19 protein-coding genes and 2 pseudogenes are annotated in these 20861 nt (G+C 71.2%); 12 read left to right on the forward strand and 9 right to left on the reverse strand.

The annotated features are described in order from the left end of the window. Positions 1–195 precede the first annotated feature (195 nt). From BJ961_RS13985 to BJ961_RS13995, 3 genes and pseudogenes are all read right to left on the reverse strand, one after another. On the reverse strand, positions 196–1206 hold the full coding sequence (locus BJ961_RS13985) for a LacI family DNA-binding transcriptional regulator (protein WP_271321631.1): 1011 nt from the start codon (positions 1204–1206) through the stop codon (positions 196–198). Positions 1207–1244: 38 nt separating this feature from the next. Beyond that, positions 1245–2189 (reverse strand): endonuclease/exonuclease/phosphatase family protein, encoded by a 945-nt coding sequence (locus BJ961_RS13990; protein WP_271321632.1) that lies wholly within the window; start codon positions 2187–2189, stop codon positions 1245–1247. Positions 2190–2274: 85 nt separating this feature from the next. Next, positions 2275–2484, reverse strand: a pseudogene (locus tag BJ961_RS13995) (hypothetical protein); the annotation flags it as partial. Between the two features lie 305 nt (positions 2485–2789). Between BJ961_RS13995 and BJ961_RS14000 the strand changes: the two are divergent. From BJ961_RS14000 to BJ961_RS14010, 3 genes are all read left to right on the forward strand, one after another. After that, positions 2790–4511 carry a carbohydrate-binding module family 20 domain-containing protein gene (locus BJ961_RS14000; RefSeq protein ID WP_271321633.1) on the forward strand — a complete coding sequence of 574 codons (1722 nt, stop codon included), beginning with the start codon at positions 2790–2792 and terminating at the stop codon, positions 4509–4511. 181 nt (positions 4512–4692) lie between these two features. Next, a complete protein-coding gene (locus BJ961_RS14005; RefSeq protein ID WP_271321634.1) occupies positions 4693–5802 on the forward strand; it encodes a C40 family peptidase in 1110 nt (369 codons plus the stop codon). A 4-nt stretch (positions 5803–5806) separates the two neighbouring features. Beyond that, a complete protein-coding gene (locus BJ961_RS14010) occupies positions 5807–6613 on the forward strand; it encodes a hypothetical protein (protein ID WP_271321635.1) in 807 nt (268 codons plus the stop codon). A 132-nt stretch (positions 6614–6745) separates the two neighbouring features. On the opposite strand, the gene BJ961_RS14015 is transcribed toward BJ961_RS14010, so the two are convergent. The 4 genes from BJ961_RS14015 to BJ961_RS14030 form a co-directional block, all read right to left on the reverse strand. After that, positions 6746–7789, reverse strand: a complete 1044-nt coding sequence (locus BJ961_RS14015; protein WP_271321636.1) for a porin PorA family protein — start codon at positions 7787–7789, stop codon at positions 6746–6748. A gap of 25 nt (positions 7790–7814) precedes the next feature. Next, complete coding sequence (locus BJ961_RS14020) at positions 7815–8291, reverse strand: (2Fe-2S)-binding protein (RefSeq protein WP_271321637.1); 477 nt, start codon at positions 8289–8291, stop codon at positions 7815–7817. A gap of 56 nt (positions 8292–8347) precedes the next feature. Further along, positions 8348–10684, reverse strand: a complete 2337-nt coding sequence (locus BJ961_RS14025; RefSeq protein ID WP_271321638.1) for a molybdopterin cofactor-binding domain-containing protein — start codon at positions 10682–10684, stop codon at positions 8348–8350. Positions 10685–10847: 163 nt separating this feature from the next. Further along, entirely contained in the window at positions 10848–12071 is a 1224-nt protein-coding gene (locus BJ961_RS14030; RefSeq protein WP_271321639.1) for an oxygenase MpaB family protein, read from the reverse strand. A gap of 147 nt (positions 12072–12218) precedes the next feature. On the opposite strand from BJ961_RS14030, the gene BJ961_RS14035 reads away from it, so the two are divergent. Beyond that, on the forward strand, positions 12219–12899 hold the full coding sequence (locus BJ961_RS14035) for a TetR/AcrR family transcriptional regulator (RefSeq protein ID WP_271321640.1): 681 nt from the start codon (positions 12219–12221) through the stop codon (positions 12897–12899). Between the two features lie 24 nt (positions 12900–12923). On the opposite strand, the gene BJ961_RS14040 is transcribed toward BJ961_RS14035, so the two are convergent. After that, the gene (locus BJ961_RS14040; protein WP_271321641.1) at positions 12924–14132 is read right to left on the reverse strand and encodes a globin domain-containing protein; all 1209 of its coding nucleotides are present in this window, start codon (positions 14130–14132) and stop codon (positions 12924–12926) included. A 204-nt stretch (positions 14133–14336) separates the two neighbouring features. On the opposite strand from BJ961_RS14040, the gene BJ961_RS14045 reads away from it, so the two are divergent. From BJ961_RS14045 to BJ961_RS14065, 5 genes are all read left to right on the forward strand, one after another. After that, positions 14337–14708 carry a hypothetical protein gene (locus BJ961_RS14045; protein WP_271321642.1) on the forward strand — a complete coding sequence of 124 codons (372 nt, stop codon included), beginning with the start codon at positions 14337–14339 and terminating at the stop codon, positions 14706–14708. Between the two features lie 11 nt (positions 14709–14719). Then, entirely contained in the window at positions 14720–16303 is a 1584-nt protein-coding gene (locus BJ961_RS14050) for a peptidoglycan-binding protein (protein ID WP_271413144.1), read from the forward strand. Further along, positions 16263–16811, forward strand: coding sequence for a protease inhibitor I42 family protein (locus tag BJ961_RS14055; RefSeq protein WP_271413145.1), 549 nt, complete (start codon positions 16263–16265; stop codon positions 16809–16811). Before BJ961_RS14050 ends, BJ961_RS14055 begins: the two co-directional genes overlap by 41 nt. Positions 16812–16896: 85 nt before the next feature. Continuing rightward, positions 16897–17364: a hypothetical protein gene (locus BJ961_RS14060; protein WP_271413146.1), complete on the forward strand. Its 468-nt coding sequence runs from the start codon at positions 16897–16899 to the stop codon at positions 17362–17364. 168 nt (positions 17365–17532) lie between these two features. After that, positions 17533–18093 carry a hypothetical protein gene (locus tag BJ961_RS14065; protein WP_271413147.1) on the forward strand — a complete coding sequence of 187 codons (561 nt, stop codon included), beginning with the start codon at positions 17533–17535 and terminating at the stop codon, positions 18091–18093. Between the two features lie 39 nt (positions 18094–18132). Here the strand turns inward: BJ961_RS14065 and BJ961_RS14070 are convergent. Further along, positions 18133–18243 (reverse strand): annotated as a pseudogene (locus BJ961_RS14070) (IS5/IS1182 family transposase); the annotation flags it as partial. 95 nt (positions 18244–18338) lie between these two features. On the opposite strand from BJ961_RS14070, the gene BJ961_RS14075 reads away from it, so the two are divergent. From BJ961_RS14075 to BJ961_RS14085, 3 genes are all read left to right on the forward strand, one after another. Continuing rightward, entirely contained in the window at positions 18339–19382 is a 1044-nt protein-coding gene (locus BJ961_RS14075; protein ID WP_271413148.1) for a hypothetical protein, read from the forward strand. A 657-nt stretch (positions 19383–20039) separates the two neighbouring features. After that, on the forward strand, positions 20040–20459 hold the full coding sequence (gene panD, locus BJ961_RS14080; protein ID WP_271413149.1) for an aspartate 1-decarboxylase: 420 nt from the start codon (positions 20040–20042) through the stop codon (positions 20457–20459). Positions 20460–20497: 38 nt separating this feature from the next. Then, positions 20498–20842 (forward strand): GNAT family N-acetyltransferase, encoded by a 345-nt coding sequence (locus BJ961_RS14085; RefSeq protein ID WP_271413150.1) that lies wholly within the window; start codon positions 20498–20500, stop codon positions 20840–20842. Positions 20843–20861 lie beyond the last annotated feature (19 nt).

Here is a 20861-nt window from a genome sequence, read left to right on the forward strand (position 1 = left end):
GCAGAGATATGTTGAGTCGTCTACAGGATGGGCAGCGTGAAGTGGCCGTGCGGCAGGGCCCGTTGGTATCGGTGAGCGCCGGAGAGGCGTCGGGGCATGCCCGGATCAGCGGCTTTCACGAGCTACGTCGGGTGGCCGCAAGCCACTGCCATTTCCCGCAAGGAACTTGCGGTCAAGAAGGAGAACGGGAAGCCGTCAGCGGGCGGCCGGCTGCGCCGTGGAGCCCCGGACCACGAGTTCCGGTTCGAAGAGCAGCTCGCCGTGGGGGACTTCGGTGCCTTGGATTTGTGCGCAGAGGAGGTCGACGGCGGCGCGTCCCATGGCTTCGATGGGTTGGCGGACGGTGGTGAGGGGTGGTTCGGTGCAGGTCATGAAGGCGCTGTCGTCGTAGCCGATGACGGAGACGTGGTGGGGTACGTGGTGTCCGCGGCGGCGGGCGGCGCGGATGGCGCCGAGGGCGAGGGGGTCGCTGGCGCAGATGATGCCGGTGATGCCGCGGTCGAGGAGGCGGGTGGCGGCGGCCTGGCCGCCTTCGAGGGAGAACATGGCGCGTTCGACGTGGGTGTCGGGCAGTTCCATGCCGGCGGCGTGGGCGGTGTGGTGGGCGGCGTCGAGTTTGCGGCGGGAGGGGATGTGGTCGGAGGGGCCGAGGACGAGGCCGATGCGTTCGTGGCCGAGGGAGGCCAGGTGCCGCCAGGACTGCTCGACGGCGACCGCGTCGTCACACGCGATGCACGGGAAGTCCAGATTCTCGATCGACGCGTTGATGAGCACCACGGGGATGTTCCGCTCGGCGAGCAGCCGGTAGTGGTCGTGCGGGGCGTCCGCCTGCGCGAACAGACCGCCCGCGAACACCACACCGGAGACCTGCTGCTGCAACAGCAGCTCGACGTAGTCCGCCTCCGAGACGCCGCCCTTGGTCTGGGTGCACAGCACCGGGGTCAGCCCCTGCTGGGCCAGTGCGCCGCCGATGACCTCGGCGAACGCCGGGAAGATGGGGTTCTGCAGCTCCGGCAGGACCAGACCCACCAGCCGCGCGCGCTCGCCCCGCAACTGGGTGGGCCGCTCGTAGCCCAGGACGTCCAACGCGCTCAGCACGGACTGCCGGGTCGCCTCGGAAACCCCCGGCTTGCCGTTGAGCACCCGGCTGACCGTGGCCTCGCTGACCCCAACCTTCTTCGCCACCTGAGCAAGTCGTCGCGTCACAGGCGAAAGGCTAACGCAAACACCGCAAGCGGTTTGCTTCAGTCCCAGGTGACCCGTGCGACGACCGGAAGGTGATCGCTGCCGGTGGCGGGCAGGGTGCGGAGGGCGCCCACGGCCCCGGCACGGGCCATCACCTGATCGATCCGGGCCAGCGGAACCCCGGCGGGGAAGCTGAAGGCGAGGCCCCGCTCGGCCGTGTTCAGCCGGGTCGTCAAAGGATCCAGCGCCCGGTCGTCGACCGTGCCGTTGAGGTCGCCCAGCAGCACCACCCTGCGCAGCTCCTCCGCGGCCAGGGCGTCCCCCAGCAGGCCGGCGCTCTCGTCCCGCCAGGACGACGCGAGACCGCCCGCCCCCACCCGGACCGACGGCAGGTGCGCGACGTAGAGGGCGACTTCACCGCGCGGCGTGTGCGCCACGGTCCGCAGCCCGCGCTCCCACTCCTCCTCGATGCCCCGCGGCTTGATGTCCAGGGGACGCGAACCGGAGAGCGGATACCTAGACCAGAGCCCGACGGTGCCCCGGACCGTCCGGTACGGATAGTCGGGGGCGAGGGTCTTCGCATAAACCTCCAGCGCCGGCGGCACCAGCTCCTCCAGCGCGACGAGGTCGGGCCCGGCACGGACCAGGGCACGCGCCGTGCCCTCGGGGTCGGTGTTCTCGTCGCTGACGTTGTGCTGCACCACGACCAGGTCGTCGGCGCCGGGATCCGGCGCGGGCAGGAGCAGCCCGCCGAAGAGGTACGTCCAAGCAGCCACCGGCAGCAGCAGCGCCACCAGCGCGAGCGCCGAGCGGCGCACCAGCGCCAGCACGAGCAGCACCACGACGACCACACCGAGCCACGGCAGGAAGGACTCCAGCAGACTGCCTAGGCCGCCCACGGTGTTCGGTACGAACCGGTGGAACGACAGCAGGAGCGCGGTGACCACCGCCGCCCCGGCGAGCACCCGTCCACGCCCGCGCGTCCAGACCGCCCAGTCGGTCATCGCACTCCGTTCCCTCGTCCTCACCGGCAGGTTCACCAGTCAGGACGAGGGGGCGGGCGTTCGAGTTCCGACCGCCACCGCCGGCCTACTTCAAGTACGGCCCCTCCGTCCCGATCCTCCCGGCCCCGTCCAGGACGTACACCCGCAGGTTCCCCTTGCCGGGTGCGGCGACGGTGAGGCGGCCGTAGGTGGCGCCGCCCGAGACGGTGACGAGGGCGAAGCTGTCCGTGCCGCCGTCGGTGCAGCGGCGTTTGAAGGCCATGTCGCCGGCGATGCCCTCCGTGCGTGCCTGACCAGGGCGCGGCGGCGCGGCCACGGGCGGTCGACCGCCCAGACCTTGAAAGCGAGAACGGAAAGTTGCAGAAACCTCTTACGGCAGTGGGAAGTTACCCGTGCGAGGCGGCGCCGTAAAGGGGTCGCGCTTCAACTTCCGGGTGTGCACGAAGGGTTGACCGTGGATGAACGCCGCCCTTACGGTCACGACCGCAACGTCTTGCAGAATTCTTGCTGCAATCCATTGCAAGCGGGTGCCGGCTCCCCAGACCTCCGTCGGCACCCCCACCACCCCCGGGACACCCGCATCCTCACATGGGAGACTCCATGCACGGGAGCACCAGCACAGCGCGGAGAGTCACCGCCACCGCGCTCGCGCTCACCGCCGGCGTCGCCGGCGGCCTCCTCGCCACCACCGCGCCGGCCCAGGCCTCGCCACCCGGCGACAAGGACGTCACCGCGGTGATGTTCGAGTGGAAGTTCACCTCCGTCGCCCAGGCCTGCACCGACACCCTCGGACCGGCCGGTTACGGCTTCGTCCAGGTCTCACCGCCCCAGGAGCACATCCAGGGCGGACAGTGGTGGACCTCGTACCAGCCGGTGAGCTACAAGATCGCGGGCCGCCTCGGTGACCGCGCACAGTTCAAGAGCATGGTCGACACCTGCCACGCGGCGGGCGTGAAGGTCGTCGCCGACTCGGTGATCAACCACATGTCGTCCGGCAGCGGCACGGGCACCGGCGGCTCCTCGTACACCAAGTACGACTACCCCGGCCTCTACTCGTCGAACGACCTCAACAACTGCACCTCGGAGATCAACGACTACCGCGACCGCTTCAACGTCCAGGAGTGCGAGCTGGTCGGCCTCGCGGACCTGGACACGGGCGAGGACTACGTGCGGGGCAGGATCGCCGGCTACCTCAACGACCTGCTGTCCCTCGGCGTCGACGGCTTCCGGATCGACGCGGCCAAGCACATGGCCGCCGGTGACCTGGCGAACATCAAGTCACGGCTCAGCAACCCCGACGTGTACTGGAAGCACGAGGCGATCTACGGCGAGGGCGAGGCGGTCTCCCCGACCGAGTACCTCGGCAGCGGCGACGTCCAGGAGTTCCGCTACGCACGCGACCTCAAGCGGATCTTCAACAGCGAGAACCTCGCGTACCTGAAGAACTTCGGCGCATCCTGGGGCTACATGGCCTCGGACAGGTCCGCCGTCTTCGTCACCAACCACGACACCGAACGCAACGGCGAGACCCTCACCTACAAGGACGGCGCCAACTACACGCTGGCGCACGTGTTCATGCTGGCCTGGCCGTACGGCAGCCCCGACGTCCACTCCGGCTACGAGTTCTCCGACCACGACGCCGGTCCGCCCGGCGGCGGCCAGGTGAACGCCTGCTACAGCGACGGCTGGAAGTGCCAGCACGCCTGGCGCGAGATCTCCTCCATGGTCGGCTTCCGCAACGCCGCCCGCGGCCAGTTGGTGACCGACTGGTGGGACGACGGCGGCGACCGGATCGCCTTCGGCCGCGGCTCCAAGGCGTACGTCGCCATCAACCACGAGGGCTCCTCGCTGACCCGTACGTTCCAGACGTCGCTGCCCGCGGGCGACTACTGCGACGTCCAGTCCGGCAACGGCGTCACGGTCGACGGGTCCGGCCGGTTCACCGCGACCCTGGGCGCCAACACGGCCGTCGCGCTGCACGTGGGCGCCCGCACCTGCGAGGGCGGGGGAGACCCCGGCCCCGACCCGGTGACCTCCGGCGTGTCCTTCGCCGTCAACGCCGATACCAGCTGGGGCCAGAACATCTACGTCACCGGCAACCGGCCGGAGTTTGGCAACTGGAACCCGGGCAGCGCCCTGAAACTCGACCCGGCCGCCTACCCGGTGTGGAAGCTGGACGTGGACCTCGCCGCGGGCACGTCCTTCGAGTACAAGTACCTCCGCAAGGACGCCGCAGGGAACGTGACCTGGGAGAGCGGCGCCAACCGCACCGCCACGGTGAACACCACGAAGATCACTCTCAACGACACCTGGCGCAACTGAGTACCGCTGGATGAACAGTCGCGTGTGAGCAAGCTGACACGGATGGGGAGACCGGGGCCGGCCGTTCGGGGGAAGGTACTGTGTTCAAGGCTCGAACGGCCCCCCGTGTGAACCGCGGTGGCGACCGCGGTCACAGCCGTCCGTCTGAGCCGCCCGCACGCGACCTCTGAAAGTGGAGCTCATGAACGTGTCGACCGGCGGCAGACGGTTACGGAGTCGGGGCGCCACGGCGGCCCTCGTCTGCGCGATCCTCCTGTCGCCCGGCCCCGGTTACGCGGCGCCGGGCGAACCCGACCCGCGCGGCGAGAAGTCGATCGAGGACATCCGCGTCGAACTCGACGGCCTCTACCGCGAGGCCGAGGTGGCCACCGAGGCGTACAACGCCGCCAACGAGAAGGCGGACGAGCAGGAGAAGCGGCTGACGTCCCTGCGCGAGAACCTGACCCGTGCCGAGCGGCGGGTGAGCAACCTGCGCGACCTCGCGGGCGCGGCCGCCCGCACCCAGTACCGCGGGGGCGACCTCGCCGCCACGGGCATCCAACTGCTGCTCGGCGACCACCCCGAGCAGGCCCTCGACGAGGCGTCCCAGGCCCGCCAGGCCCTGCGTGGCCTGGTCAACGTCGCCGAGAGCCAGAAGACCGCCCGCGCGGAACTGAGCGAGCAGACCGACGCCGCCACGAAACAACTGCGGGACCTGGAGAGCAGCCGCGCGGACAAGGCCGCGGCGAAGGAGAAGATCGAGAAGAAGATCGCCTCGGCCGAGCGGATCGAGGCGGGACTCGAGGAGGAACAGGCCCGCGAACTCGCCGACCTGGAGAAGCAGCGGGCACAGGAGGCCCAGGCCAGGTGGACGGGCTCCGACTCCGGCAGCGGCGGCGGCGGCGGTTCGACGGGGACCGGGAAGGGCAGGGGCAAGGTCTCCGGCGGAACACGGGCGACCGGAGCCGCCGCCGAGGCCGTCGGCTTCGCGATGGCCCAGATCGGCAAACCGTACGTGTGGGGGGCGGTGGGCCCCTCGTCGTACGACTGCTCGGGACTCACCTCCGCGGCATGGGCGGCGGCCGGGCACCCCATTCCCCGTACGTCGCAGGCGCAGTGGGCGGGCCTGACCCGCGTGAGCCTGTCCTCCGCCCGCCCCGGAGACCTGATCATCTACTACAACGACGCCACCCACGTGGGCATGTACATCGGAGGCGGGCAGATGGTCCACGCCCCCCGGCCAGGGCGCTCCGTCACGACCGCGCCGGCCGCCTCCATGCCCGTCCTCGGCGTCGTACGACCCGGAGCCTGAGCGGATGACCTACTCGCTGACCCCCCGTGACGAGGGGAACCTGCCCGCGCTCGGCGCCACGCCGCTGATCCGCCTCGACGCCTACGTGGCCGAGGACGGGTCGACGGTGGTCAACGGCCACCTGCTGGAGATGGGCGGCATGCGACCGCCCAACGAGGCGATCCTGGACGCCGTCGCCATGTTCGCCCGCACGCTGCGCGCCCCCGTCGCCGCCACCGTCATCGACCGCACCGCGCAGCAGGTGGCGCGGCTGCGGGTCCACCCCGACGGCTCGGCCCGGACCATCGCCGACGAGGAGGACCTGCCGCCCGGGCGCGAGCGCACCGCCGTGGAGGAGGAGGCGTTCCCCCCGCTGGCCCGCGTCGAGCGGATCATCCAGCACGCCCAGCGCGAGGAACTGCACGCCGCGTTCGTCCTCGCCAGCGCGTTGCGCGAACACCTCACGCTGCGCCGGGGCGCGGAGGACGAACTCTCGCTGGAGGCGCGGGCGATCGAGGCGTACCTCGCGTACCTGCGGGGCGACTACATGCTCTCCACCGTCCTCGCGCTGACCGTCGCCCGTATCCGCTGCCGCACCGATCTGGACCGGGCGGCCCCCGACGTGGCCCGCGCCACCGCGGCGTGGCAGCGGCTGTGGGACGAGGGCCAGGTGGCCACCCGGGGGCAGGAACTGCTGCACATGTGGGAGCGGTTGTCCGAGGCTGACCTGCTGCGGGAGCCCTCCCACCACGCGATGGCCGAGGCCGTGCGCAACCGGCTCGCCCGGGGCGACCGGCCGGTGCCGCCACCGGCCCAGGCCGCCGCGCCCTGACCGCCGGCCCGGAGCCGGTGGCCCCCGAGGACAAGCCGCTCAAGCCCACCCGGCGCGGTCTGCGCCGCTTCACCCGGCGGCCGGGCCGGTCCGCCGGACCGTCCGACTGACGGGGGCGCCGGGGGAGTCCTCTCACGCCGAGGCGGCGGCGGCCGGATCCGTCGGTGCCGAGGCGCCGGGCCTCCGGTTCCGCCTCGGCCCGAACCGGATCAGGAGGAGCACGACGGCGACGGCGACCAGGACGAGCGGGGCCACGTCGGTGACGAGGGTCAGGAGCAGACCGGCCGAGGCCGCCGTGTCGCCGAGGTCCCGCACGCTGTCGGGGGTGACCGCGAAGGTGAGGGCCGACACCGGCAGCAGCGCGGTCGGCTCGCCGGCGACGGTGGTGGTCGCCACGATCTCCCTGTCCACCGACTGGTCGATGGCGATACCGGTCTGCCGGTCGACCTGGGCGACGAGCGTGGAGCGGCCCGTGTAGGCGAGCGGCACCGGGTCGGGCAGGGCGGACAGCGCGTCGGGGGTGAGCCGGGCCTTCGCGTCGGCGCCGAGGGTGGGCACCAGGGCCGTGAGGAGCTGCTTCGGCAGGGCGGCCGGGAGCGGTTCGAGCACCTCCGGGTCCTTGACCGGAGCCGCGATCCTGATCTCGTAGACGTTCACCGAGCGGCCCTCCCGTTCGGCGGTCCCGGTGTAGCGGACCGGCACGATCGAGCGGGTCGTCGAGTCGTAGTACGTGTACGAGTCGTCCCGCGCGGCGTCGGGCGGGAAGGCCGAACTCAGCGCGCCCCGCGAGGGTTCCACGGCCGTCGAGGCCGGCGGTGACGTGCCCTCCCTGCTCTCTCTGTCGACGGCGTACGTCTTCGAGCTGGGCAGGGTCTGCCCGCCGACACGGACCGTCATCACGTCCTGGAGCACGGCCGTGTCGCCGTGAGTGGACGTGACCCGGACCCGCCGGTCGACGGTGACGGGTATGCCGGACTTGAGTGCGTCGGCGGTGTCTCCGGACCGCAGGGCCGCGCTGTCCAGCATCGACGCCTTGCCCGCGTAGTGCACGGTCTGGTCGGCGTCCTCGGGCAGCTTCGTCGCGCCCGGGGCGACGACGAAGCGTACGACCGCCGCCGCGGCGAGCAACACCGCGGCCAGGGTGACGAGTACGACGGACGAACGACGAGCGGACATGAGGTCCTCCCCCTCAGTGTTCTGGTCACATGTTCTCGGCGCCGGCCCTGATCGCCTCGCGGATGCGGGGATAGGTGCCGCACCGGCAGATGTTGCGGATGCCGTCCAGGTCGGCCTCGGTGACGGTGCGGCCCTCCTCCGCGACGCGGCGGACCAGGGCCACGGCGGCCATGATCTGGCCGGGCTGGCAGTAGCCGCACTGGGCGACGTCCAGGTCGATCCAGGCCTCCTGCATCGGGTGCAGCTCCCTGCCCACGGTGGCCGCGAGCCCCTCGATGGTGGTGACCTCGTCGGACGGCGCCAGGTCCCTCACCGGGATGGAACAGGGGTTGGCGGCCCTCCCGTTGAGGTGGCTCGTGCAGGCCTTGCAGACGTTGATGCCGCAGCCGTACTTCGGTCCGGTGACGCCGAGGACGTCGCGCAGGACCCACAGGAGCCGCTCGTCGTCCGCGACGTCGACGGTGACCTGCTCGCCGTTGAGGCGGAACGTGTGCTCGGGCACGGGAACTCCCTGTTCGTCCGGCGGACGTGAGTGGGTGGTGATGAGGTCGGGGGACTTCAACGGACGTGGTCCAGGCCGTCGGTGGGTGATGCGGGGACGGGCGGGACGGTGGGCTTGGGCGCGAAGGAGAGCGTGCCGTGGTTGATGGGGAAGACCGTGGGCAGGGTGCCGGTGGCACGGGCGTACGCGCAGGCCACCGCGGCCATCGAGGCGGCGACGCCCAGCTCCCCGGCGCCGCCCGGCCTCCCGGTGCTGTCCGGCATGACGACGATCTCCAGCTCGGGCGGCGTGTTCCACTGCCGGGTGTAGAAGTAGTTGTCCCAGCTGGCCTCGAGGAAGTGTCCGTCGCGCAGGTGCAGGCTGGAGGTGAGCGCCAGGGCGATGCCGTCCATGAGGCAGCCCATCATCTGCGCCTCCACACCACGGGGGTTGACGGCCAGACCGACGTCCACGGCGACGACCGCCTTGGTGACGCGGGGCCCCGCGACACCGTCGCGGACGGTCCGGCCGACCGTCTCGGGACGGCAGTCCAGCTCCGTCAGCACAGCGACGGCGGAGTGGTACTCGTTGTGGAAGGCGATGCCCTGGGCCGTACCCGCGGGCATGTCCCGGCCCCAGTTCCCGGCCTCCGCGGCCCGGTCCAGTACGGCTCGCGCGCGGTCGTCCCGCAGGAAGTCGTGCCGGAACCGGTGGGGGTCCTTGTCCATCCTGGCGGCGAGCCGGTCGACGAGGAGTTCCCGGGCGCAGGTGACGTCGGGGGAGTAGACGTTGCGCATGCTGCCGGTGTTGAAGCCCTTGTCGGTCTCGCTCAGCAGGCGGCTGTTCACGCCGAAGTCGTAGGGCATCGACTGGGAGAGCTGGAAGAAGGTCTCCGAGAAGCCGATGTCGCCGACCGGCAGTCTCGCGGCCAGGGCGGTGAAGATCTCACCGAGGCCGTGACCGAGGTCGGTGGACACACTGGTGTGCCGCTGCCGGTAGCCGAGGACGGTGTTGCCCAGGTAGTCGATGCGCACCCGGGAGATGGCCATGGGGTGGGTGCGCCCCTGGCGGGTGTCGTCCGCCCGGTGCCACATGAGCTTCACCGGCTTGCCGATCTGCCGGGAGACCTCGGCCGCCTCCAGCGCGGCGTCGAAGAAGAGCTTGCGGCCGAAGGAGCCGCCCCCCTCGGTGACGTGCACGGTCACCGCGCTCAGCGGCAGGCCCAGTCGGGCGGCGATCGCCTCCTTCGCGACGATGGGCGCCTTCAGACTCGACCAGATCTCGGCGCGGTCGCGGCGCACGTCGGCGATGGCGCAGTTGGGCTCCAGGGCGCTGTTGCCGCGGAAGTGGAAGGTGAACCGCTCCTCCACGTGCGGTGTCAGCGGCGGCAGGCCGAGCGGCAGTTCGGCGGCCCGCAACTCCTTGAGCACGGACGCGTCGGACTTCCCCTCGGCGCTCCCGGCCCGCCACGACACCCGCAGCGCGCGGACCGCGTCGATGCACCGGCCGAAGGTGGCCGCCCGCACCGCCACCCCGGTGGAGATCACGACGACGTCGGTGACGCCGGGCATGGCACGGACCTCGGGGAGATTGGACACCGCACCGACCTTGCCGTTGATGGTCGGCGGCCGGCACACCATCGTCGGCAGGGCGTCCGGGACGTTCAGGTCCATGGTGAACCGCTTGCCGCCGGTGACCGCCGCACGGGCGTCGACGCGGCCGCGCGGGGTGCCGACGACGGTGAACGTGTCGCGGGGCTTGAGGGCGACGGAGACCTGCTCGGTCCGTACGCCCGCCGCCTTGCGGGACAGTGCCCCGATGCCGGCGCTGTGCCCGCCCGGTCCCGTGACGACTCCTGCCGTCCAGGTCAGTTCGGTGGTCGTGAGGCCCCATTCGGCGGCCGCCGTCCGCAGCAGCCGGTCTCGGGCGACGGCGGCGGCGGTGCGGATGGGGGTGTAGGTCGAGAAGGTCGTGTTCGAGCCGCCGGTGAGCTGGTTGAACAGCAGTTCCGGTCGCGCGTCGGCCAGGGTGATGTGCACCCGCTCGAGCGGGATGCCGAGTTCCTCGGCGATCAGCATGGCCGTGGACGTGGTGATGCCCTGGCCCACCTCGGTCCGCGGCAGCGCGAAGGACACGGTGCCGTCCGGGTTCACCCGGACCGTGATCAGACCGGACGTCGGCAGGGCCGCCGCCGTCATCACGTCGTTGAGATCGATCAGGTCCGTGATCTCCGGCGAGGGGATGCCCGGCGAGGGGCTGTCCGCCCGCGCCGGGGTGGGCGGGACGAGTTGGGCGGCCGTGATCAGCGTCGGGGCGGCCAGTACGTATCCGAGGAACCGGCGCCTGCCCCACGGCCGCGTGCCGGACCCCGCCGGAGGCGGTTGTGTCGTTCCCTCGTCGCGCGGTGTCGTCATCGTCCCGTCTCGGTCTCGTGGTGGAAGGGGGCGTGCCGTCACCCGCGGCCGGACGTGGGCGCGGGCGGTGGCCGGGGAGTCGGGGAGGGCGGGGGCCCGGCCGGTGGCGCGGGGTCCGGTGCGTGACGACGGGACCCCGCGCTCCGGTGGCGTCGGGCAGGGCTCAGGACGGCCGGTTGGCGTCCGGGATCTCGATGCTGGGGCCCTTCCCCTCGGACAGGTAGAACAGGACGAACTTCCTCAGGGCCTCCTCCACCGTCCAGGCGCCCGCCGGAATCAGGGGCAGCGGAATGAGCCCCTCGCGGAAGGCCACCAGCAGCGGCCAGGCGGCGCTGATCAACGGCTGCCAGAACGGTTCCTTGTCCAGCCCGATCAGGTCGCCGGTCCGGTTGCCGAGCGTGTAGCGGGTGAACCCGTTGATCAGGGGCCGGGTGAGCCCGGCGTCGAGGTCCGCGACGAGGTCCAGGAGGACGTCCGTCAGCTCCCTGCCCTCGGGCGTGGACGCCAGGATCGGGTCGAGGACCTGCCGGGACTGGGCGTTGGCCTCGTCCCAGGAGGCGGGGATGTACTCGTCCAGGACACCGAGCATGTGGGCGGTGACCTGCCACACGTGCAGGTAGCCGGCCGACTCGGAGGGGGAGATCCGCACCCCCCAATCGATTGGCTTGCTCATGACAAACGTGGCCAGGCTGTGCCAGGTGACCATGATGTCGGCCTGGCTGATGGGGATCGTCTGCCCGCCACTGGTGCCGGACCAGCCCGGGGACTGCGGCAGCAGGTGCCGTACGGCCGCGTGCACCAGCCGGGTCTTGACGGCGGTCACGATCATCCCGCCCGACGGCTGGTAGGCGTCCAGGTCGCCGACGTCGTAGCCGAGTTGGGCGGTCTTGGCGATGCGGTCCTTCATGTCCGCGCCGCCCTTGGAGTAGTAGACGGCGCGCGCCTCCCTCGGGATGGCGCAGCTCATGAGGCCGCTGCCCAAGCCGTAGAGGGCTCCGGTGTAGATGCCCTTCTTCGTGGTGAACCTGGCCGCGGCCGTGAGCTTGTCCTGGTCCGCCCAGGACGGCAGTCGGCGGGCCCTCTCCATGAAGTCGCGCAGATCCGCCGGAAGGCCGGCCGGTAACGCCTGGTCGTTGCGGGTCCACTTGCGCAGCGCCTCGTTGACCTTGGCCACTTCGCCGCGCTCGATCACGGCGGCGAGGACGGGGTCGGCCTCCTCGTCCCAGACCCAGTCCGGATCGACGCCCGCGCCCTTGCCGGCCACCGAACCGCTCGGCGCCCACGTCCACAGGGACTTCGCCCGGGCCGGCGAGGCGGCTCCCAGTGCTCCGAGCGCTCCGAGCGCCCCTCCCGTGATCAGCATCCTGCGTCTGCTCAGATCGTCCATCGCTGCGAACTCCTCCGCGGGTCCTTGATTTCTCCGGCACCTTCATGGGGATTGATACGATGAAACACACGTTGCTTCGCTGTTTCATCAGGGGAGCACATGAGCGTCGTGAACGCCAGGGGCCGCACAGAATCGGGGAGGCACATCGTGGAACCCGTCCTGTCGTCACTCATGCAGCCCACGGGTGCTCCGTCGGTGCTGGAGAGCACGTTCGCCGAGGCGGTGGAGGGCGCGGACCAGGAGGACGAGGTGTCGGCCCGGCTGCTCGACGCCGCGTACGAGCAGTTCTGCCGGATGGGCGTCAAGCGCTCCACCATGACGGACGTCGCGCGGCTGGCCGGCGTCTCACGGATCACGGTCTACCGGCGCTTCGCCACCAAGGACCAGCTGGTCGAGCAGGTCGTGCGGCGCGAGTTCCGGCGCTACTTCGGCCGCTTCATCGTGGACATCCAGCAGGCCGAGACCGTCGCCGACCGTGTGGTGCTGGGGTTCGTCAGCTCACTCGGGGCCCTTCGCCGCAACCGCCTCATCGGTGGGCTCATGGCCGTGGAACCGGACGCCGTGGTGCCGTCCATGACCAGTGACGGAGGCCGCACCCTGGCCGTGGTGCGGCAGTTCGTCGCCTCACGGCTGCGGCAGGAGCAGCGCGCGGGCAACATCGCCGACGACGTGCGGGTGGACCTGGTCGCCGAGATGATGGTCCGCGTCTCCCTGTCCTTCCTGGTCACCCCGAGCCATGTGATCGACCTCGACGACGACGCACAACTGCGGGAGGTCGCCCGGCGGTTCCTCGTGCCCATGCTGACCGGGGGCCGGCAGGGCGAGTGAGCGCCGGCCCCCGGGCTCGCGTAGTCAGTCCAGGTCGGCCTGCCACAGGTCGGGGCCGAAGACCTCGTACCGGATGTCACGGGCGGCCACCCCGGCGTCCAGCAGCCGGCCGCGCACGGACTGCATGAACGGCAAGGGGCCGCACAGGTAGTACACGGCGTCCTGCGCCGGCTCCACGGCCCCGGGGTCCATCAGTCCCTCGAAGACCCCGTCGACCGGTTCCAGGCTCCGGGAGCCGTTCTCGTACCAGAGGTACATCCGCGCGTTCCTCAGCGCGAGCACGTCGTTGACCACCTGCCTGCGCAGCGGGAAGGACGCCTCGTCGTGATCGGCGTGCAGCACGGTGACGGACAGCGCGGACTCGGCCGCCACCAGGTGGGAGAGCATCCCCGCCATCGGCGCGATGCCGATGCCGGCGCAGGCGAACACCACCGGGCGTGAGTCGTCGAGCACTACGTCGCCGTAGGGCACCGACAGCGTCAGCACGTCGCCCACCTTCACGGAGTCGTGCAGGAGCGTCGACATCTCGCCGTCGGGGTCGCCACCCGCACCGCGTACGCGCTTGACCGAGAACTGGCGGTGCTCTCCGTCGTCGGCACGCGTCAGGCTGTACTGACGGGGCTGCAGCGTGCCGTCCGGCATGCGCATCCTGACCGTCACGTACTGGCCGGGCAGCGAGGCCTTCACGAGGCGGTCGTCGACACGGCGGACCACGAGGGTCACCACCTCGTCGCTCTCCTTGATCCGGCGGACCACCCGCCAGTCCCGCCACACCGTCTCCGGCCGTACGCCCCGGGCGCTGTACAGGCCGCGCTCCTGGTTGATCAGCGCGTTGGCCATCAGCCAGTAGACCTCGTCCCAGGCCGCGGCGACCTCGTCGGTGACCGCGTCGTCCAGGACGTCGCCGATCGCCCACATCAGGTGGTCGTGAACGACCTGGTACTGGTCGGCGCGGACGCCGAGCGAGGCGTGCTTGTGCGCGATGCGCTGCAGCAACTGTTCCGGTACGCGTTCCGGCGTCTCCAGGAGGGCCGTCGCGAAGACGGCGACCGACCCGGCCAGGGCCTGCTGCTGGTGGCCGTGCACCTGGTTGCCGCGGTTGAAGACACCGTCCATGAGGTCGGGGTGCTCGGAGAACAGGCGCCGGTAGAACCGCCGGGCGATCTCCTCGATGTGCTCACCGACGACGGGCAGTGTCGCGGCCACAACGCCACGTGACGTGTCGGAAATCACCTGACTTCTCTCAGTAACGGGCAGTGATGTGCGGGGCAGTGATGCTTCCCCGCCCCCTACCCGTCCACACCCGTCCGGGTCACGGGTGGGTGATGTGGAGGAGGTGTGAGTGGCGGTCGATGTGCCAACTCCCGCACACACCGCGCGTGCTAGCCTGCCCGCGGCCATGATCGAACATGATCGAGTGCGTACGGGGGAGGCACGGTGGGCTTCGACGGCTACCGGATCAAGGCGGGAATGACCGGCCAGGCCGGGCAACTCGACGACGCCGGCACCGACATGGACGGCGTCGGCTCCGCCGTCAAGTCACGCACGAGCTACTCGTACGACGACGCCGGCGGCCACGACGCCGCGTCGGCGCTCAACGCGTTCGTCAAGGCATGGGAGGCCGAGGCCAAGACACTGGCGTCGGCGCTGCACGACCTCGGGGGCAAGGTCCAGTTGGCCAAGAAGACCTACCACGGCACCGACGGCCTGGTGAAGACCCGCGTGGAGGGTGTCACCGTCGGCGGCACGAGCGCCCTGACCGACACGTCGACGCGGGGCGGACACTCCTCCGTCCTGTCGAGCTACTGAGGAACGGGCCCGTGTCGCTCTTCTCCTCGCCCTTCGACTCCCCGTCCCTGCGCCTCGCGTGGCTCGCCGGGCTGTCCAAGAAGATCCTCGGTGCCGGGAGCAAGAACGAGCTCCTCGACCTGATCGACGACGCCCTCTCGGTACCCGCACCCGGTGGGGACCCGGGCGTCCTGGAAGGCCTGGCAAGCCTCTACCGCGGCCAGGTCGACCCCGTGGGCGGCGTCTTCGACCAGGTCGACCGGGTGGGCCGCAAGGGCCTTCCGGAAGTGTGGGTCGGCGACACGGGCGTCCTCGCCTCCGACGTGGTGAACGCCGCCGGACGCGCCGTGACCCAGATGAGCGAGGCGTTCCAGGGCGGCGCGACGGCGCTGCTGACGCTGGCCGACGCGATCGGCGCCGCACAGCGCAAGGACGAGCGCGGCCGCGGACAGCTCCTCGAGCAGAAGAAGACGCTCGGTGGCAAGGACGGCTTCTTCGACGACCTGCACGAGAACGACGAGGAGGAGTGGGACCGCGCGAACGCCGCCCACTTCGGCTCCTACGCGGTCGACCTGATGCACGACGCCGTCTCCGAGGCCCAGGAGGCCTGCCGCGTCGCGGCCCGGGACCTGAACAAGTGGGCCGCCGAGGCGCGGGCCGGGAAGATGGAGACCAGCGAACTCACCGCCGTCGACAAGCTGATGCTCGCCGACACCGGCGTCGCGGGCGCCGACACCGAGCTGAACGAGATCCTCACGGCCGCCGACCTGGAGCGCGCCTCGACGCGCATGGACCTGCTGAGCCTGGACGACGAGACGGCCATGGAGCGGATGCTCGCCAGGTCGGACACCCCGCAGGAACGGGCCTACCTGATGAAGGCCCTGGCCGCCGGCCACAGCGTCGCCGAGATCAGCGTGTTCCAGGGCAAGATCCACGGCAAGGACCCCGACTGGCTGCGCCGGCACCTCACTCCGGTGGTCACCGCCACGGACAGCATGGACGACGAGGGCCTGGCGCCGAACGGCTCGAACAACAACAAGGACTTCGTCACCTTCAACGGCCAGCGGTGGGTCCAGGGCGGCGACGGCTCCGAGGGCACCTGCGTGGCCTCGTCCACCGTCACGTCCCGCGCCATGGTCGACCCCCTGTACGCGCTCGACCTCACCGGCGGCCCCGACGGGCAGCAGGAAGACCCCGAGGCCTTCAAGCAGCGCCTGGTGGCCGAACAGCACCGGCTGCACACCGAAGGCGACGGCGGCGAGAACTGGGGCGGCATGGGCTCCGAAGGACAGGAACGGATCAACGACACCGCCGTCGGCAGCGCCACCGGCAGTGACTACCAGCGCCAGGACCTCGACAACGCCGCCGACCGCAGGGCCGTCCTCACCGAGGTCGAGAAGTCGGTGGCGCAGGGACATCCGGTGCCGGTCGACGTCAACGGGGAGGAGGGCGCCCACGCGATGACCATCATCGCCCAGGAGGGTGACATGCTTCAGGTGTACAACCCCTGGGGCTCCACCACCTGGGTCAGCGAGGACGACTTCATCAACGGCCACATGGGCAAGGCTTCCGACAGTGATCTCCCCAACGCGTACAGCGTCTACCTTCCGCGCTAGCAGGAGCGCCGCCGCGATCGCGGCCGCCGCGCTCCTCGCCCTCACCACCGGCTGCGGCTCGGACACCGACGAACCCGCCGACGGCTCCAAGAGCACCGCGAGCACCGCGAGCACCGCGAGCCGGCCGGTGGACGACACCAGCATCACCGCCGCACCGGGGGAGCGCTTCACGCTCACCGTCGACCAGAACGCCTCCACCCGCGAGTACTGGTACCTGGTCGCCCCCGAACCCGACAGCTCGGTCCTGGTGAGCCGCGGCCGGGACTACGCCTCGGACCACGGCGACGAGTCGGCGGCCGGGGCCGGCGGCCGGCTCACCTTCACCTTCGAGGCCCAGGACAGGGGAACCACCCGGTTCACGCTGCTCCACTGCACCTTCACCACCTGCCAGGGCAACACCGCCACACGGCCCCCCGGGACGACCGGCCCCTCGGCCGGCCCCACCCCGGGTGCGACCACCCCCTCCCAGGCCCCCGAGCGCATCACCTACACGGTCACCGTCGCCTGACCGGCAGCGAACGGGCCCGACGAACCGGCCGGACGAACCGGCCGGCCAGAGAAGCCACCCGAGAAGAGCCACCCGAGGTCCCACCATGAACGCCGACACCCCGCACCAGCCGGACCGCCCGGACCGTCCGCACCAGCCGGACCGCCCGGACCGTCCGCACCTGCCGGACCGCTCGGACGACGAGCTGGCCCGACTCGACATCACCGTCCTGCTGCGTTACGGCCTGACCGCCGAGCCCGGCCCCCGGCGCACCGCCCTGTTCGGCGACGGCGCCGCCGCCGCGGCCGTCGTCCTCGACCGGCTCGGCACCGAACCCCGCTCCATCGCCTTCCTCGCCGACACCGTGCGCGCCGGCGGACTCGCCCACGCCGCGGAACTGACCGAGCCCCTGCCCCGCCCTGGGACCGCCGACCTGATGCGGGAGTGGCTGCTGGCCGGCACCGAACTCGTGGGCGGAATCACCGCCGACGACACCGCGGCCACCTGGCTGCGCGCCGTCGCCACGATCGTCGAACTCAAGCAGCTCACCCGGGCGCGGGAGCGCAGCACGTGAGGTGAGCGGCCGATCCGCGATGTGCGTGCCGCGGCTGACGACCAGCATCGACTGAGACCTCGTCCTGATCGGCTGCGACAGGGGTCGAGCGGGGTCGTGGGCCTGGGCGCTTCCTCTGGGGCCTCGGTCAGTTTGTTTCGGCGGTGCCGTGTGGACGATCATGCCTCGATGGACATGGGCTACTGGGCGGTGCTCGCGGACTCGGAGCGGGAGCAGTGGGATTACGTTCCCTGCCAGACGGTTGGGCCGCTGAGCTTCGGAGACGATCGACATGAGGCGGTGGCGATCATGGCGGGGCATGGCTTCGCTGCCGAGGAGCGTGAGATCGAGCGGTGGAATCCGCGACTGGCCCAGTGGTGCGTGGAGTTCCGCAGGGCCGAGTCGGACGGGCATCGCTCTGCTGTGAAGTGCTACTTCGTCGAAGACGTGGGCTTGACCTGCGTGCTCGTCGACGGGCTGCGTGGTCCCCAGGTCACCAGCGAGGGGATCCGCCTGATCGGCCGCGTGCCGTCGGAGCTGGACGCGGAGATGGAGGCGTGCGCTGTTGAACGTGGTCTGGGCATCTCGTACTGCCTCACGGGCGACCTGTGCTGGCCTGACTTCGCGTTCGACCGGGGTGGGCAGCGCGCTGGCGACACGGTCCTGAGCTGGGCATCGTTCTACAACACGGGAGAGATCGCGGGCAGCTCATGGGACATCACTCCTGCAGAGGTCTGGCATCACTGGTAGATCGCCCCCGGCGGTGGGCCGCGGGGAAGGTGGGCCTCATCGGATGAGTCGGCGGCAGCCGTTCAGCCAGGACATCGTGCGCTCGACCACCCAGCGATGCCGGCCCAGACGGCCGGGTGGCTCGCGCGCCACGGCCCGCCCCGAACCGCGGCACCGAGACGCACCCCTCCCGCTCCACGCCTGTCGGCCGACCCGTCCCACCTCCACATCGAGCTGGTCCCGTGACCGGCGCATCGGGAGTCAGCATGCGTTTCACCACCCCACCGCGGCCGCTCGACATCACCGCGCTCTTCCCTCAACTGGCCCCGTTGGCGCGTACGGCGACCCGGCTGCACCCGCGACCGGGGTCGCCGACGGTGCACGACAGCTCCGTCGGCGGGCCGCTGCGGTGGCCCGCCGACGAGCCCTGGCCGTACTGCGACGAGCCCCACGACAGCAGGGCCTCGCCGGTGGTCCACTCACCGGACGACGTCCGGCTCGTGCGCCGGGTCCGCGCCGCATCGGCCGAGCGCCTGCACCTCGACCCCGGGGCAGCCCAGTGGACCCCGGAGGAACTGGACGTCCTGGAGCGGATCAAGGCGGGCCGCCCGTGGTCCGACGGCCCGGTCCCCCTCCTCCCCGTCGCCCAGCTCTACGCCCGCGACATCCCCTTCCCGTGCCCGCCCGACGCGGACCTCCTCCAGGTCCTGTGGTGCCCCTTCGACCACGCGGAGCACGCCAGCCCCAAAGCCGCGCTCTTCTGGGGCTCCTCCGCCACCGTGACCGACGTCCTCGACGCTCCGCCCGAACCGCCGGTCATCCAGTCCGAGCACTACCTCCCGGAACCCTGCCTGTTCTCGCCGGAGCAGGTGACCGACTTCCCCAACCCCCTGGAGCTGGACGAGGAACTGAGCGACCAGCTGGACGACGAGAGCCGGTGGGAGACGGTCGACCCCGCGCTGTACAGCTCCTACGCGGACGACCCGCAGGAGCTCTACCTCACCAACCTCTGCCACGCCCCCGGCTGGAAGACCGGCGGCTGGACCCGCTGGGACCCGACCGACCCCGTCGACCGCCCCTGCCCCGAGTGCGGCACCGAGGAGATCCCGCTCCTCACCATCGTCTCCTCGGAATGGGACGGCGCCGGGGTGACCTGGATCGCCGCGGAGGAACGCCCGACCCCGGCCCAGCCCGTGCCGGGCGCGCGGGACGGCAACTTCACCTTGATCGACATCGTCGGCGACCACAACCTCCAGCTCCACGCCTGCCCCGCCGACCCGTCCCACCCCCACATCGAACTGATCCAGTGACCGGCACGCCCTGAGCGGGCGAGACGAGGGGCGCGGGGGCGGGGCACGTCTCCTCGCCGCGCAGCCGGACGGCTCCATGCCGCGACTCCGCCTCGCCGGAGGGGCCTTGCGCGTCGCCGTCGGTGTGCCGGGCCGAGAAGGCGTCGTACGGTTCCACATGTCGCAGGTGGTCGGTGATGTCCGCGCACCGGAAGTGGACTGCGGGCTCCGATCCTTGATCGTTCGTTGCGCGACGGTGCCGGGTGGCGGACAGGTCGACGCCGTCCACGAGGGCGCCGTACGCGCGGGCCGGATGAACGGCGTGACGAGTGCCGGCGCTGGGGACATCTGTTCACGGCGGAGACCGGCCGCAGGCGTCCGGCCCCGCAGGGCCTGCACGGCGCGGTCTCCCATCCGTGCCAGCTCGGACAGGCCCCGAGCCGGTCGGCGGCAGGCACGACGAGCTTCTCGCCCTCGTCGCGGCGGCCCCTATGGCCTCCAACGCTCGTTCACGGTCAGTGCTGGTCGCCGCTTCCTCCGCGGACGCCGCCGACGCTCCCGGAATCCGGGCAGATCTCCGTCCGCTCGGCAAGGACATCCACGAACGTGCGCGTGTACAGTGAAGACCGCCCTTGACCTGCACAAAGCGGGCAGGGAGCCGTCTTTCAGGAGTCCAGCATGCTGCGCACCATGGTCAAGTCCAAGATCCACCGCGCCACCGTCACCCAGGCCGACCTGCACTACGTCGGCTCGGTGACCATCGACGCCGATCTGCTGGACGCCGCCGATCTGTTGCCCGGTGAGCTGGTGCACATCGTGGACATCACCAACGGGGCCCGGCTGGAGACGTACGTCATCGAGGGCGAGCGGGGGTCCGGGGTGATCGGGATCAACGGGGCCGCGGCTCACCTCGTCCACCCCGGTGACCTGGTGATCCTCATCAGTTACGCCCAGGTCGAGGATGCCGAGGCGCGGTCGCTGCGGCCGCGGGTCGTGCACGTGGACGGCGACAACCGTATCGTCGCCCTGGGCGCCGACCCCTCCGAGCCGGTACCGGGTTCGGACCAGGAGCGCAGCCCGCAGGCCGTGTCGGCCTGACGTACGTACCGATCAGTGCGGGGACGAGGAGTGTGGCCGTGAGTGACATCGAGATCCGCGACGACCGGGAGGCCGGACGGCTGGAGGCGGTCGCGGCCGGTGAGATCGTCGGGCGCGTCGAGTACTTCGTCCTCGAGGCGCCCGGGCCCGCCCTCGTCCCCGTCCACACGATCGTCGAGCCGGCCCACGAGGGCCGGGGCATCGCCGGATCGCTGGCCCGTGAGCTGTACGGCCTCGCGCGGCGGGAGGGCCGCACGGTCGCCCCGCTGTGCCCGTACGTGGTGAAGTGGGCCGAACGCCACCCGGACGAGGCGCCCGCGGCCGATCCGGAGCTGCTGCGCGCGGCGAAGGAGTGGCTCGTGGCGCACCCCGGGCTGTTCTGACCGCCGGACACGAAGAGAG

The sequence above is a fragment of the Streptomyces lienomycini genome, assembly GCF_027947595.1.
GTDB classification, from domain to species: Bacteria; Actinomycetota; Actinomycetes; order Streptomycetales; family Streptomycetaceae; genus Streptomyces; species Streptomyces lienomycini.

What these genes read in the sequence shown, in the direction of transcription:
- BJ961_RS13990 (WP_271321632.1), bottom strand. Translation starts at nt 2,189, where the DNA reads ATGACCGACTGGGCGGTCTGGACGCGCGGGCGTGGACGGGTGCTCGCC.
- BJ961_RS14000 (WP_271321633.1), top strand. Translation starts at nt 2,790, where the DNA reads ATGCACGGGAGCACCAGCACAGCGCGGAGAGTCACCGCCACCGCGCTC.
- BJ961_RS14005 (WP_271321634.1), top strand. Translation starts at nt 4,693, where the DNA reads ATGAACGTGTCGACCGGCGGCAGACGGTTACGGAGTCGGGGCGCCACG.
- BJ961_RS14010 (WP_271321635.1), top strand. Translation starts at nt 5,807, where the DNA reads ATGACCTACTCGCTGACCCCCCGTGACGAGGGGAACCTGCCCGCGCTC.
- BJ961_RS14015 (WP_271321636.1), bottom strand. Translation starts at nt 7,789, where the DNA reads ATGTCCGCTCGTCGTTCGTCCGTCGTACTCGTCACCCTGGCCGCGGTG.
- BJ961_RS14025 (WP_271321638.1), bottom strand. Translation starts at nt 10,684, where the DNA reads ATGACGACACCGCGCGACGAGGGAACGACACAACCGCCTCCGGCGGGG.
- BJ961_RS14030 (WP_271321639.1), bottom strand. Translation starts at nt 12,071, where the DNA reads ATGGACGATCTGAGCAGACGCAGGATGCTGATCACGGGAGGGGCGCTC.
- BJ961_RS14060 (WP_271413146.1), top strand. Translation starts at nt 16,897, where the DNA reads ATGAACGCCGACACCCCGCACCAGCCGGACCGCCCGGACCGTCCGCAC.
- BJ961_RS14065 (WP_271413147.1), top strand. Translation starts at nt 17,533, where the DNA reads ATGGACATGGGCTACTGGGCGGTGCTCGCGGACTCGGAGCGGGAGCAG.
- BJ961_RS14075 (WP_271413148.1), top strand. Translation starts at nt 18,339, where the DNA reads ATGCGTTTCACCACCCCACCGCGGCCGCTCGACATCACCGCGCTCTTC.
- panD (WP_271413149.1), top strand. Translation starts at nt 20,040, where the DNA reads ATGCTGCGCACCATGGTCAAGTCCAAGATCCACCGCGCCACCGTCACC.